The sequence below is a fragment of the Bacillus cereus group sp. N24 genome (assembly GCF_016483345.1).
Classification (GTDB): domain Bacteria; phylum Bacillota; class Bacilli; order Bacillales; family Bacillaceae_G; genus Bacillus_A; species Bacillus_A toyonensis.
In genome coordinates this window covers 151,566-165,677 of sequence record NZ_JAEHCA010000011.1, presented here as the reverse complement: position 1 = coordinate 165,677, position 14,112 = coordinate 151,566, and the positions used below count along the sequence as shown (strand labels likewise).

Below are 14,112 nucleotides of genomic sequence, written 5' to 3'. Positions count from 1 at the left end.
GGGATTGCCCGCAGTTAACCCTCACTACTAGCCAATCACTTGACTAGCAGGGCTTACTGATATATTTAATTAACTTTAGCTATAATTGGTTAAATAAATCGTAACAGTTAATTACCCTTCTCGTTGTAATATAATTACATTAATCACTATATTAAGTATAATGGATTAATCAAAAAATTGAAACTAATTCTCATTTCAATCTGATTAGAAAACTTACTACCACTTGTGCAAAAACAAATAGTTCATTATCCTTAAAATATAATCTCATTCGTTCGGAGGGAACTATGTTACAAAAATTCGGTTTCTCACAATATGAAAGCCAAGCTTATGAAGTTGTCGTATCAAGCAATGAACCGTTAGATGCTACAACAATTGTGAAGCACTCTGGTGTTCCAAAAGCAAAAATATATGAAGTGCTAGCACGCCTGATAGATAAAGGAATGGTAATGGATTCTGTTTCAGAAAAGAAAAAGTTGTATACAGCATTGCCACTAAAACTAGCAATTGAAAAATTAACGACAGAATTCCAATCAAATATTAAAGACTTAGAAACAAATATATCAAAAAAATCATTTACGGATGACCGTGTGTGGAGCTTAAAGATGCAATCTTCTATTCGAGTTCAAAGTAAAGAGCTCATTGAAAGTGCAAAAGAATCGATTCGTATTTCAGCTTGGAATGACACTCTTTCAGAATACCTTCCTTTACTAGAACAAAAAGCAAAACAAGGCGTCCAAATTGAGTCCCTTATAGTTGGAAAAGTAGAAACAGATTTAGAAAACATGCATTTTCTAATCCCAGCTGAAGAACCTAATGCATTAGAGCGCTACTTACTACTCATCGTTGACGACCGTGAAATTTTATTTGCTGGTGTAGAACAAGAGTCATGGCAAGCAATGAAAACAATGTCACAACCTTTCGTGAAGTTCTTTACAGAATTCTTCTATCATGACGTTGCACTTGCGAAAATTACCCAGAAACACCATGATCTCTTTATGGAAGATGAGGAAATTAAGAGTTTGTTGATGAAATTAAGATACTAATTAAATAATAAAAAGGAGTCTAGTTTTTCACTTAGACTCCTTTTCATTTTGTTCCTTTATATCCATCAACAGCTCAATGATTTTCTCATTTTGCTCCACTTGTTTCTCTGAATTTTGATAGATGAAACGAACCCATCTAAAGAGAAAAATTACAAGAAAGAATGGTATGATCGTAAATAATAAACCAATGAGTGAAAAACTTGAATACATATACTATCACCTCGCAATATATACCTTCTTCATTTTCCTACTAACACCTTCCATTTTTTACAAATAAAAAAAGAACCTATCAAACGATAGATTCTTCTTTCACAAACTGAGTAGAACGTCCTCTCGTAATCGAGAAAATCGCACATAGAAGTGCCAGTATAATAAAGCCACCGCCTACCCAAGCGTTATATATAACAGATGATTTTTCAATAACAACTCCGCCTACTGTTGAACCGAGCGCAATTCCTAAGTGAAGGGCAGAGTTATTTAAACTTTGCTGAATACCAGCTGATTCTGGTGCAATTTCAATTAAGTAATTTTGTTGTGCTGGTGAAATAGCCCAGCTCAGCATACTCCAAAGTCCCATCATAATAATGAACAGTGGGAATGAGAATGTCATCATTGGCAATATGAAGATCGCACACGCAAATACGATAATAATTGAAATAATACTTTTCTTCGATCCCCATTTATCAGCAAGCAAGCCCCCAAGGCCGCCTCCAAGTACCGCTGCAATTCCGAAAATGAAGTAAAATACACTAATCCAATCCGCTTCAACATGCATCACATCTTTTAAAAATGGTGTTAAATATGCATATAGTGTTAAATGCCCCGTTAAAAATAAGAATGATGTTAACTGTGCACTTACAATTTTTTTATCTTTCAACGTAGCAATTTGTTCTCTTATTGATAACACCGATGTCGGCGGTACTTTCGTTAAAAATAATGAAATACAAGCGATTGCCATAACTGTTAATATCGAAATGAATACAAATGGTGCACGCCATCCATATGCATTGCCGAGCACAAGACCAAGTGGTACCCCAAGTACAAGTGATCCACTAATTCCCATAAAAATGATTCCAATTGCACGCGCACGAAAATGCGGTTCTACCACACTAGAAGCAAGTGTTACAGATAGCGCAATAATTAATGAACCACTCGCCGCACAAATGACCCTTGAGAACATTAACATCTCGTAATTCACACTAAATGCCGAAACGATATTTCCAATTAAGAAAATCGATAATGCTCCAACATATAATTTTTTTCTTTCAAACTTCCCTGTCACAGCTAATAAAACTGGACCTGACAAAGCAAATACTACCGAAAATATTGTTATAAGCTGACCAGCTGCACTAATCGACACACCTAAATCATCGGCAACTAAATCAAGCGTCCCTCCTATAATTAGCTCAACCGTTCCGACTACGAAAGCCGCAATAGCTAAAATATATACACGAAAATTCAAGTCTTTCCCCACGCCTTCCTTTTTGGTTACTACGACTATAGTAACCAAAAAGGAAACTGTAAGCAAGTACAATTTTTTTTACAATAAAAAAGGTAGGCGCATTATACACCTACCCTTCCATCATTCAGTTTCTTTCTTCTTATTTAAATACCAATACACCGGCAGTCCAGTAAATACAATTCCAATTGATAAGAAACAACTTACTGGATCGTTAATAATCGCACTACCGATTACAAAGAACGAACCTAAAATCGCAACGATTGGTACGATTGGGAATAACGGTACACTATATGCACGCTCTTTATTCTTGTTACGTTTTCTTAAAATGAAGACACCTATAAACGTCATTACATAGAAAATATAAATAATGAATACGGAAATCTCAGATAGCTTATTCGGATCACTAATAAGCATTAAAATAATTCCTAAAATGATTTCAACAGTAATCGCATTTGCTGGTGTTTTAAATCTCGGACTTTCCTTTGCAATAAACTTAGCAAATGGAAGTTGTCCACGCTCTGCCATCGACATCGGGATACGTGGGAACGTTAAAATCTTTCCATTTAAACAACCGAAAATAGAAACGATAATACCGATACTAATAATTTTTCCGCCATATTCTCCAAGTAGCATGCCTGCAGCTGTCGCTGTTGCATTTTCTCCAAGGTCTACAATTTGTGTTGCTGGTAATACATTCAGTAACGCCAAGTTAATTAATACGTAAGCAGCAGTTACAATTAAAATACCAACTGTCATTGCCTTCGGTAATAACTTTGTTGGATTCTTCATTTCCCCGCCGATGGAAGCGAGTAAAATCCAACCGTCATAAGCAAATAAAGTTGCTAAAATTGCCATACCTATACTTTGATTTTCTGATATCGGCACTACTACGTTAAAAATATCACTATTCCCTTTCCAAAAGCCTAATACAACAATTAAAATAATCGGAATCATCTTCCCTATTGTCGTAACCGTTTGGACGATACCTCCATATTTTGTCCCCATACTATTTACAACGCCTAGGAACACAACGGTACCAATTGCGATTGGTAAATTCCATACTTTATCTAAATAGAAAAAATTGATCATTAAAGAACTAAAATACAACCCTAACGTTCCAATAATAGCTGGGCCATACACAATCGTTTGCATCCAGCCTGATAAATACCCCCAAAAACTTCCGTAAATCTCCTCTAAATACGTATACAACCCACCATTTTTCGGGATTTGCGCTCCAATTTCAGCTACTGTTAAACCACTTGCTAGTGTCAACAGACCACCAATTACCCAAGCAAGAATAGCCATATTAGAACTCCCTGAGTAATCTAATACGCTCCCTGGTTTCATAAACACACCAGATCCAATGATAGTCCCTACTACGATAGAAAGCGCTACTGTTAAACCAATTTTGTTTTTCTCATCATGATGCATGCTGCGTATCCTCCTTCCAATCCTAGTGTGATGCAAAAATGAAATAAAAAAACACTCCTCCCTAAAAAAGGGACGAGTGTTATATTCGTGGTTCCACCCTTGTTTCAATTCGCAAAGTGACATACTTCACCAATTTCTCAAGTCTAAATAACGGTTTTTGCCGGCAAGCAATTACTAGGTATCCGTTCACTGCTGCAGTTCAGAGGTGGTAATCTATTTTCCCGTACTAGGAAGCTCACAGCCAAAGGCTTCCCTCTCTGAGAATCGTAAAAAATTGATCATGTCCTCATCATCACTTCTTGATGTCGAATTTTGTAGTTATTGTTCATTATATTGAATTGTTAGAAAAAATCAATATATTTTTTATATAACATAAGAAATATTTCTCTTCTTATATTATAACAGAAGCTATTTATTTTCTCTAATTGCCTCATATCTTTGAAACAGTGTAGCGATAAAAAATTATATGAACGATTTCCCAACAAAAAAACGACAATAAGTAAGAGGAGGCTTTCCAAAGAAAACCTCCTCACATATGTACCTTCCGGTTGCCCACACGAAAGATACATAACTCAATTATTTATCTTCTTTTTTCATAAAAAATTTATGATGCGGAAGATCCACATTTAATTCCTCTAATTGTTTCTTTTCATTTTCTAGAACTGCTTTTGCTTTTGCCTTTGTTGCTTCATCTAATCCCGCGAAGATGTCTGCATGCTTCTCTTTCTCTGGAAGTTTCACGCCTAACTTTATTAATTCCTCTTTTGCTTGTTCACGTGTTAATTTTCCGGATTTCTCTTGCTCTAAAATCGATTTCGCTTTTTCTTTCGCCTGATCATCTAATCCTGCAAACATATCCTTATGTTTACCCTTCTCTGGCAACTTCACGCCTAGCTTTGTTAATTCTTCTTTTGCTTGTTCACGTGTTAATTTTAAGGATTTCTCTTGCTCTAAAATTGACTTTGCTTTTACTTTCGCCTGATCATCTAATCCTGCAAACATATCCTTGTGTTTACCCTTCTCCGGCAATTTCACACCTAGCTTTGTTAATTCTTCTTGCGCTTGTTCATGTGTTAACTTCCCAGATTTCTCTTGCTCTAAAATTGATTTTGCTTTTTCTTTCGTTTGATCATCTAATCCCGCAAGCATATCTTTACGTTTTTCTTTCTCTGGAAGCTTTACACCTAGCTCCTCTAATTGTTTCTTTGTATCGTCCATAATTGTTTTCACTTTTTGTTTTGTAGCGTCATCTAAATCTTTCTTCACCGTTTTTGTAGGCTGATCCGCTGCTGGAGTATTCGTTGCCGCAAATGCTGGTACACCCACTCCTCCTATAATTCCAAATGATAAAGCACCTGCAATTGCTAAATACCCAACTGTTTTCTTCTTCATAGGAAATTTCCTCCTTCATATTTCTAAAGCATGTACACTTTCGTATACAATGCCTATAGTAATATTGGTTTCTTAAAATTCCCTTAACGACTTAACAAAAAAACACCGCTCATCACGAGCGGCGTTGTTCTAAGCTTTTTGTAATTGTAATTCTTCACGTTCCATTATTTTTCTTAATACAATTGTTTGTGTCATTGTAAATAGGTTACCTGTAATCCAATACAGTACAAGACCTGATGGCGCCGCAAATCCCATAAATAGAATCATTGCTGGCATCATAATTTGCTGCATTTTTAGCATTTGTACTTGTTCTCCAGGTGTGATATTAGATTGGAAAACTTTCATCTGAATAAATGTCGTTAACGCTGCAATAATCGGTAATATATGATATGGATCTGCATGTCCTAAGTTCACCCATAAAAATGAAGATGTGCGAATCTCTTCTGTTCGGCTAATCGCATAATACAAAGCAGAGAAAATCGGCATTTGTATAAAAATTGGCCAACAACCAGCAAGTGGATTCCAACCGCCTGATTTCATTAGTTCTGACATTTCTTTTTGATACTGCTTTTGTTTTTCAAGATCTTTGCTTACATCACCGTATTTTTTCTTTAGCTTCTGCAATTCAGGTTGCATTTTTTTCATTTTCGCTTGGCTACGGTATTGTGAAACAGCTAATGGAATCATTGCTGAACGAATAACTAGCGTCATGATAATGATCGCAATCCCGAAGCTAGCTCCAGGTATATGATGAGCAACAAATTGAATCATAAACGAGATTGGATATACAAAGTAATGATCCCAAATCCCAGTACTATGTGCATCAATTGGGGCCGCATTACTGCAACCAGATAAAACAAAAACAAGTAATAATGATAAACTAACGAGCACAGCTCGATATGATTTTAACATGTTCATTCCTCCAATGTTTCGTAATTATTTAGCGAAACATTGGTGTATACGGACCGACCTCGTCATTCTCTTCACTTGATTCTTGTCTGCGAACAGAACGAATCATTCCATATTTATAAAAAATAGAAAATAGCGTTACATTTCCTGCACTATCTTCACATGTATCAACTAACACAAAAGCTCTTTGTTTACCGCTCGATGCTTGCTGACGCACAAAGCGAGAAACATTGGCAAGGAAGAAAACTTCTAATAAACAAAGCGCCGTTGTTACAAACGATATATATAGAATTGCATCCTGCAATAAAAATTCCATCGCTTCACATCCTTAATAAGCTCATTTTAGCACATCGGGCAAATATTCTCTATTTCCTTTTATTTTCAAAAAAAGTATTTTGCATATTTTCTCAAGAAAACAATAATTAAGAAACATTGTATTCGCTTTCTTTAGTATATTCACGCACATCAATGAATAGGCTTGATTTATTAGAAATTTATAAAATTTTTGCATTATAATAAAACTATTGCCAGTTTTTGAAAAAACCTTTATTCTCTTCTTGTAATCAAAAATGAATATGGAGATGAAACATACTATGGGTCAACTAGGAGACGCCGATTACGTTCCCGACACCGCCTTTTTATCTTTCCCAGCAGCTAAAACATTTCACTTAGAATTTATGATACAGTTGGTTGTTATTTTCATAGCTTCTATTTTGTATGCAATTTCTATGAACATGTTTTTTATCCCGCATAATATGATTAGCGGTGGATTTGCTGGTGTAGGGATGATTATCGGTTATTTAATGCATTACAATATCGGTGCACTTATCTTTTTACTAAACATTCCTCTTCTTATTTTAAGTCACTTTTACTTAGGCAAGAAGACAACCTTTTTAACAGCGTATTTTGTAGCTGTGTCATCTTTAGCGATGAACATTATCCCAGTACATCAAGTTTCAGACGATATTTTACTTTCTTCTGTATTCGGTGGTGTAATTTGCGGAGCAGCTTCAGGAATCATATTCCGATTTGCTTCTTCAACAGGTGGTTTTGATGTCGTTGGATTGATTGTAGCAAAACATCGAGATATTTCGATTGGAGCAATCATCTTTGGATTCAACTTGATCTTACTTGTTGCAGCAGGATTTATTTTCGGATGGGATATTACGCTTTATACGTTAATTAGCCGGTTTGTAGTCAGCAAAGTAATTGATGCCGTGCATACAAAACATATTAAATTAACGATAATGACAGTTACAGAAAAAGGTGAGGAAATAAAAAGCGCACTATTACATCACGGCATACGCGGGGTGACAATGGTAGATGCTGTCGGCGGCTATACAAACCATAAGAAAAAAATGATTTACACTGTCGTGACTCGATATGAGTTAGGCGAAATGAAACGTATTATCCGTCAAGTGGATAACAAAGCATTCATGAACATTACTGAAACAGTTGAAATTGTCGGCCGTTTCAAACGCATATAAAAAAGCGCAAGGAACTAACATTCCTTGCGCTTTTTATTTTTTACACTTATTACAAAATCAGATAATTCTATTATTGTGTCCCTAAATGTGTTATAATGAAAACAGACTCACAAAAAAAAGAGTATATAGACTTGGAAGTTTCTCATATTTTACAAACAAAAAGAAACGAGAAGTCGGGTATATTTCAGTCACCATACACGTAACGGTTTAAAAACCGATCATCTTAGTTATTCTTCACTAATCTTTTTATAAAAAGATACGTACAACTAAAATTCACTTCAATATACTATACCTACCTTTTTGACTTCCAAATCATCTTATTACATAAGGAGATGAACATATGAATCAATATATACGATATACAATAGCTGTCCTGTTTGCCATTATCGGCGGTGTGATTTGCTTCTGGACAAACACTCAGCTTGGAGAGAATATCATTTTTAATGGAATCGAAACACTTGTAAGCGCTTCAATTTTAGGCGGATACATTTACTTCCTCTTCAATCCAGAAGAAAATGCTCAAAAAACAATGTTATTAACAATGATCGGAATCGTTGGTGGATGTATTTCCTACTCAATGACAAACTATACATTACCACTTCAATTAAGCTCTGCTTTCTTCCACGGTCTATGGACTTGGTTTATCGCATTCTGCCTAGCAGATGTATTCAATCTTTTACAAGACACTGAAGAAGAAAATGGTCGTCAAATTGAAAGTAACTCGTAAGCTGGAAGAATATCTTCCAGCTTTTTTGTTTGCTATTCTTTCCTGTTCACACTCCATCACCAAAATAAAAAGAAGTTACCTCCACGGCAACTTCTTTTCCATATACCCCACTTAGTATTCACTTAAATATATCAACGATTTTTCAAATATATCGATCGTTTCTCCACTTATATCAACGATTTTTTCATTATATCGAAGATTCGACACAAGATATCGATTTAACGACAACCTTCGACACTCGAAACGCACAACATACCCTATCCCCCAAGCAACTTACTGCCGAACTCTACGATTAAAAAGATAATTAATAGGATCGCGAGTATCTTTAATGCTACATATGCTACTTTAAAAACAACATAAATGAGCAAGACTATCAAAACAATTGATAAAATTTCCATATTTACTTCCTCCAAGCTTTGCTCTTCTTATCTTATTTTACTCGTCCTAGGCTGTTTATGGAACGTTATAAGATGACATATAAAAAAGAGGATACCTCACCCATCGTAAGATACCCTCGCCTGTAGCTGCTCAAACCATTCTCTCTCTACTTGTAAATATCCCATTCCACTCTTCTCAGCGCTCTCCAATTCTTTATCAGCTTTCTTCATATAAGTGCGGGAAGCTTCCATATCGTCCTCTAAATATTTAATAATTCCTTGTGTACGGTAATATCCGTTTAAATCCATTTTGGTAATGGCCTTTGCATGTTCCTTTGCTTCTTGCAGAGAAAGGCTATTTATCTGATAAAGAGCTTTATATAAAAGATACCAACTATGAAAACTACTAACGAAAAATTTATTTTCCTTCGTTACAGATAGTTGAACAATTTGTTCTATATACGGTATCGCTCTTTCCATTCCCTTTTGATCAGCTCGAGCATAAAAGACGAGCATAAGTCCGCTCATTATCTCTCTTATACTTTTATCCTCTTTTAATTTTTCCTCACTAAGTTCTACTAATCTCTCATCCCAATCTTTCGGTCTTTTATAACTAAATAACTCACTCGATATTTGAATCGTATATAAATGCTGCTTAGCTTTTTCATCATCTTTAATTAAAATGAGAAATTGCATACCATCACTCAGAAGCGTTCCTTTTATCGGCACGATTGTAACTGCAAAAATCACAAAGTGGAAAACGGAAAAATATAAAAGATATTGATAATAACTCACCATATATATGTAACCTGAAGTAATACCGAATAGTAAACTCATAATTGGCCCACCTAAAGTCATCCACGCCCATTTCTTTGAAAGGTTCGGTGTCTCTATAGAAGACGGCGCTAACATCACCACGCCACCAAAGTACGCCCATAATTTATTTTCTCGAATGCGTAATTTCCCTTTTTCCTTTTGAACAGTGATAGGTCCTACTGTCATAAATTTAAAATTCAAACCACCTATCAAGCCAAATACTACGTGCCCTAGCTCATGAATGGCTAACACTAATAATACAATTCCAAATACTGCCCATATATTCAACATTACTTCTAATTTCCCAGTTCGGATTACTCCATATAAAATGGACAAAAATAGCGCCACCGTCATTGAACTAGCTGGCCTTCTTAAAATATCCACTCTTTTCTCTCCTTAATAAATCATTTTCCTCTGCATTTCGTACATAAATTTTCCGAGATGCAATATCCAAATAAATGAGATTAAGCCAATTAATACAAAATCGATATTACTAGCCGCTGTATATATAACGGCAGCCCACCATACATATGCCAATATTGTATTCGTAAATTCATACGCTTTATATCCAGCCTCATGCACAATGTGTTTTAATCCTTCATCTGCGTTTTTCGTCCACATTTTCATAGATTCCATATATGTTACACCTTGTTCAGGATATAGCTTATTATAACGATTTTTTGTTATGAGCCCGATAATCACTACAGTAGTTAAACAAACAATAGAAGCTACTAAATTCCACACCGCAAATGAAACATTTGTATCCTGTAACAGTGCACGTCTACATGTAATAACTGCATATACAAACCATGCCTGCGTAACTATATCACCTACACGTAAATATATACTTATAATGCCTAATTTTCTGCCTTGTACGCTCTCTTCTTCATCGCGTGCTTCCGCTAACATACGTGTATTCTTCCAAGTGTAGTACATCATTAAAATTCCAAAAATAGTACATACACCTATAAATAGATTAGATGATAATTTTCTCGGTTCATCCGAGAGTAAATCTAAAGCTATATAAGATGTTAAAAAACCACCCATCATACTTAATGCTATTTTTCCCACAAAATCAAATTGTTTTTTTCGTTTACTCTTCATCGTCCTCTTCCCCCTCCACTAACGTGAATATTTCCTCCACCGGTACATTGAAAATTTTTGCGATTTTTAACGACAATACAATAGATGGTGCATAATCCCCACGCTCAATTAAACTAATCGTTTGCCGTGATGAGCCAATCGCTTTCCCTAAATCCCCTTGTGATAAACGATGCTTTGCTCGCAATTCCCTCACTCGATTTTGAAGCTTCATATCTTCCCTCTTTTTCATTTATTTAATTAAAATTGTAAATAATATCCTTATTTTTGTCAATTATAATTGTCATTACGACTATAATAATTGACAAAAATAAGGATGTATTATGATGAAAATAACCTATATAATGAATGTGAAATATTAAACAAAGGAAGTGACATATGAATAAAACATCTACTTTTTCCTATATTCTTACTAAGCTTACAGCGACTTTCTTATTATTATTACTTATTAGCACGCTTCTCTTAACAACTAGTCAACAAACATTATATAGTTTCTTAGCTGGATTACGAGAACTGCTATATGTTCCCTTCGTTCCTATTCTTGCTGCATATGCAATTTTTTGTTCTATTTGCATCGATAAATTGAAATTAAAAACACATACAAGACTGAAGACATTATTACTTTATATTTTTTGTGGCTATTTATTTTTTCTTCCCTTCCTAATATTTAAAGAAGCTAGTCTAATACAGTTCTTGTTCCTCGGATCAATTGGTGCAGTATGTTCTCTTTCTTTCTATTTATGTACAGTTATAGCAACAAAATTTAAGTGGGTACAATATTTCGTGCCAAGCATTATGTTTATTATATTTATCACAATTAACTTAGTAGATTTAGAAAGGTTTGGAACATCAAAAGAACAATGGGTCGAAACAAAAACAGATAACTCTTTCGAAGCATCTTTTCAACATTTTAGTGGTGAACATAAAGTCCCAATTGAATTAAAACGAGGGGACATATTAGAATTCACCATTGAATCACGAGCTGAAAATTCAAATGGCTACATGGAGGACATAAAAATGGCTAGTGAATTTCAAGAGGAAGAAAATTATTTAGCTCCATCTGGACCTAACACATACCATTTCGCAGCGATTAAGACAGGAACTTATTACATTATAGTTAGCGGAAATCAGCTAAAAGGAAAGTTAAAAATAGATTGGAATATAAAGTGAAACTTTAATCAACCCTCACCAATCGGGCTTTTACGGGCAGCCCGACAAATAGCGGGATAAAATAAAAAAGGCAGTGCTTTTGCACTGCCTCCCTAAATTTTGACATAGAATGGATTCCATATTAACTTGCGTTTTGTAACAATACTCGTTTTAACTGTTTACGGAAACGAATGCCTAGCGTAATTGCTACGATTACGATAACTCCAAAAATGATTTTACCAATATGACCTTCTAACACCCCAAAAATATCATGTAAGTTTCCACCTAACCAATAACCACCGATTAAGAAGAATGACACCCAAAACAGAGCACCTGAATAAATTGTAATCGCAAAACGACGGAATGGTAGATTAATAATTCCTGCAAAGTATCCTGTAAAATGGCGTACACCAGGAATAAAGAAACCGATAAAGATCAAGAAGTACCCATACTTATCAAACCACATTCTTGTTAAGTCGATTTTTCTTTGTGTTAAAAATACGTATTTCCCATATTTTTGAACGAAAGGCATACCTAATTTATTTCCTAAAAAGTATTGAATCGTCATTCCTACACTTGTCCCAATAAAGGATAAGATAATTAAAATTGGTAAACTTAAATCACCCTTCTGTGCTAAAAATCCCGCATATGCTAATGTTGGCTCTCCCGGAAACGGCAGCGCAATATATTCTAACAGCAACCCGACAAGTACAACATAATACCCGTATTGCTGAAATAATTCATGAACCCATTCCATGTCATCTCTCCTTTCAGTCACGTACAACTTCTTACTATTATTGTATAAAAAAAATGTCGAAATAACTATCACAATAGCTTACATTTTTATTACATTTTTGTAAGGCTCACACTAAATTTTTTTGTTCTCTATTTACTTATATCTATTAGCATTTAAAAACAAGCTAACAACTATATATCACGCGAATGAAATCCATTAATATACATTTTTTATCCAATTTTTAACACTAAAAAACTATCTTATTTTGTTCTCTATAAAAAACCACCACAAACTCATACGAACTTCATATTAGCTTCATATACGTATTGTAAGATTATATCGGAATTTGTTGAAAAATTTAGCTAATATATGACTAAACATTAAATTGAATAAATATAAGTCGCTTTTCGAAATTGAAAAAAGGGTGAATAAGAAATGGAAGCTTATAAAATGCACGATTTTATTAATACGAATGTTGAATCTCATCAAAATGAAACCGTTTTTAATTTACAAATATGTGAAACAAATGAATTTGACGTAAGTTTAACAAAATCTACTACGCTGTCTTTTATCGTTTCAAAAAAGAACATTAAGATTGTCACTAGAAAATGGGTGAATTCAAATCCAGAAAGCATGATTGGCAAAAGCTACATCATTCCAACGAAAGCTTTTCACTATTTCTTACCAATTATTTCTGAAACTGAAGATGAACTAAATATTCAAGTTCAAAGTTTTGGACTACATGGTGAGCTTTTATTAAATGAAAGATTACTTATTGATAAAAACAACAAATGCAATCCAAAGATTACTACCTTCTTTGAAACATTAGATGAAAATGTTAATCAAGCATTACGAGGATTACAAATTCATTGTATGTAAGACTACTACAAGAAGTAAAAGGAGAATATAATGAAAAAATTATTATTAAGTGCGCTATTATCATTAGGATTTTTAACTCTTCCATTCACTACTGCAGAAGCAGCTACAACGAAAGATCAGCTTATCGTAAACACACAACTAAATAAAATGGATTATTATCAAAATGGAAAATTCATAAAAAGTTTCACTGTCGCTACTGGAAAAGCAGCAACACCTACACCTAAGGGTACTTTTCAAATTGTAAATAAAATTAAAAACCGTCCTTACTATACAGGAAAAATTAAAGGCGGCGATCCACGTAATCCACTTGGGGACCGCTGGCTCGGATTAAATATGGCAGGAACTTACGGAACAACGTATGCGATTCATGGAACTAACAATAATCAAGCAATCGGGAAAGCAACAACACTTGGTTGTATTCGTATGTTTAACAATGATATTCACTGGTTATTTGAGCGCATTCAGCAGCAAGCTACTGTCACTGTAAATTAACCTAAGAACAAGATTTACGTGTAGCCAAGAATTTTATGTCTTGGCTTATTTTATTTATTCATTTACAGTAGCAAAACAACTGTATTTACATATATAATAAAAATAGATTGC

16 protein-coding genes, 1 pseudogene and 1 other annotated feature are annotated in these 14,112 nt (G+C 34.5%); of the genes and pseudogenes, 6 read left to right on the top strand and 11 right to left on the bottom strand.

All coding sequences use genetic code 11. From position 1 onward, the window contains the following. Positions 1 to 284 precede the first annotated feature (284 nt). Complete coding sequence (locus JDS95_RS17540) at positions 285 to 1,043, top strand: TrmB family transcriptional regulator (protein ID WP_000939469.1); 759 nt, start codon at positions 285 to 287, stop codon at positions 1,041 to 1,043. A 27-nt stretch (positions 1,044 to 1,070) separates the two neighbouring features. Here JDS95_RS17540 and JDS95_RS17535 read toward each other — a convergent pair whose 3' ends face one another. From JDS95_RS17535 to JDS95_RS17510, 6 genes and pseudogenes are all read right to left on the bottom strand, one after another. Next, positions 1,071 to 1,253 (bottom strand): hypothetical protein, encoded by a 183-nt coding sequence (locus tag JDS95_RS17535; protein ID WP_000287386.1) that lies wholly within the window; start codon positions 1,251 to 1,253, stop codon positions 1,071 to 1,073. A 79-nt stretch (positions 1,254 to 1,332) separates the two neighbouring features. Then, positions 1,333 to 2,614, bottom strand: a pseudogene (locus JDS95_RS17530) (MFS transporter). An 11-nt stretch (positions 2,615 to 2,625) separates the two neighbouring features. Beyond that, complete coding sequence (locus JDS95_RS17525; protein WP_000546328.1) at positions 2,626 to 3,936, bottom strand: APC family permease; 1,311 nt, start codon at positions 3,934 to 3,936, stop codon at positions 2,626 to 2,628. A gap of 65 nt (positions 3,937 to 4,001) precedes the next feature. Then, positions 4,002 to 4,238: a binding site (T-box leader), on the bottom strand. A 274-nt stretch (positions 4,239 to 4,512) separates the two neighbouring features. Then, positions 4,513 to 5,328, bottom strand: a complete 816-nt coding sequence (locus tag JDS95_RS17520) for a hypothetical protein (RefSeq protein ID WP_199690699.1) — start codon at positions 5,326 to 5,328, stop codon at positions 4,513 to 4,515. A gap of 129 nt (positions 5,329 to 5,457) precedes the next feature. Beyond that, the gene (gene yidC / locus JDS95_RS17515; RefSeq protein ID WP_000920530.1) at positions 5,458 to 6,240 is read right to left on the bottom strand and encodes a membrane protein insertase YidC; all 783 of its coding nucleotides are present in this window, start codon (positions 6,238 to 6,240) and stop codon (positions 5,458 to 5,460) included. Between the two features lie 28 nt (positions 6,241 to 6,268). Further along, positions 6,269 to 6,553, bottom strand: coding sequence for a hypothetical protein (locus tag JDS95_RS17510; protein ID WP_199690698.1), 285 nt, complete (start codon positions 6,551 to 6,553; stop codon positions 6,269 to 6,271). A gap of 277 nt (positions 6,554 to 6,830) precedes the next feature. On the opposite strand from JDS95_RS17510, the gene JDS95_RS17505 reads away from it, so the two are divergent. Further along, positions 6,831 to 7,724, top strand: a complete 894-nt coding sequence (locus JDS95_RS17505; RefSeq protein WP_000530041.1) for a YitT family protein — start codon at positions 6,831 to 6,833, stop codon at positions 7,722 to 7,724. Between the two features lie 340 nt (positions 7,725 to 8,064). Further along, positions 8,065 to 8,451, top strand: a complete 387-nt coding sequence (locus tag JDS95_RS17500) for a DUF3938 domain-containing protein (RefSeq protein ID WP_001077779.1) — start codon at positions 8,065 to 8,067, stop codon at positions 8,449 to 8,451. Positions 8,452 to 8,708: 257 nt separating this feature from the next. On the opposite strand, the gene JDS95_RS17495 is transcribed toward JDS95_RS17500, so the two are convergent. From JDS95_RS17495 to JDS95_RS17480, 4 genes are all read right to left on the bottom strand, one after another. After that, on the bottom strand, positions 8,709 to 8,849 hold the full coding sequence (locus JDS95_RS17495) for a DUF3985 family protein (protein WP_000404759.1): 141 nt from the start codon (positions 8,847 to 8,849) through the stop codon (positions 8,709 to 8,711). A 96-nt stretch (positions 8,850 to 8,945) separates the two neighbouring features. Continuing rightward, a complete protein-coding gene (locus JDS95_RS17490) occupies positions 8,946 to 9,998 on the bottom strand; it encodes a site-2 protease family protein (RefSeq protein ID WP_139823528.1) in 1,053 nt (350 codons plus the stop codon). 42 nt (positions 9,999 to 10,040) lie between these two features. After that, positions 10,041 to 10,748 carry a DUF3169 family protein gene (locus tag JDS95_RS17485; protein WP_000837706.1) on the bottom strand — a complete coding sequence of 236 codons (708 nt, stop codon included), beginning with the start codon at positions 10,746 to 10,748 and terminating at the stop codon, positions 10,041 to 10,043. Further along, on the bottom strand, positions 10,738 to 10,959 hold the full coding sequence (locus tag JDS95_RS17480; protein WP_000776158.1) for a helix-turn-helix transcriptional regulator: 222 nt from the start codon (positions 10,957 to 10,959) through the stop codon (positions 10,738 to 10,740). Before JDS95_RS17480 ends, JDS95_RS17485 begins: the two co-directional genes overlap by 11 nt. Positions 10,960 to 11,123: 164 nt before the next feature. On the opposite strand from JDS95_RS17480, the gene JDS95_RS17475 reads away from it, so the two are divergent. Beyond that, positions 11,124 to 11,915 (top strand): hypothetical protein, encoded by a 792-nt coding sequence (locus JDS95_RS17475; protein ID WP_085450689.1) that lies wholly within the window; start codon positions 11,124 to 11,126, stop codon positions 11,913 to 11,915. 121 nt (positions 11,916 to 12,036) lie between these two features. On the opposite strand, the gene JDS95_RS17470 is transcribed toward JDS95_RS17475, so the two are convergent. Next, the gene (locus JDS95_RS17470) at positions 12,037 to 12,651 is read right to left on the bottom strand and encodes a DedA family protein (protein ID WP_000455364.1); all 615 of its coding nucleotides are present in this window, start codon (positions 12,649 to 12,651) and stop codon (positions 12,037 to 12,039) included. Between the two features lie 414 nt (positions 12,652 to 13,065). Between JDS95_RS17470 and JDS95_RS17465 the strand changes: the two genes are divergently transcribed. Together JDS95_RS17465 and JDS95_RS17460 are read left to right on the top strand one after the other, a co-directional pair. Then, positions 13,066 to 13,509 (top strand): DUF3978 family protein, encoded by a 444-nt coding sequence (locus JDS95_RS17465; RefSeq protein WP_000388765.1) that lies wholly within the window; start codon positions 13,066 to 13,068, stop codon positions 13,507 to 13,509. A 30-nt stretch (positions 13,510 to 13,539) separates the two neighbouring features. Then, a complete protein-coding gene (locus JDS95_RS17460) occupies positions 13,540 to 14,001 on the top strand; it encodes a L,D-transpeptidase (RefSeq protein ID WP_000735064.1) in 462 nt (153 codons plus the stop codon). The last annotated feature ends 111 nt before the right edge of the window (positions 14,002 to 14,112 follow it).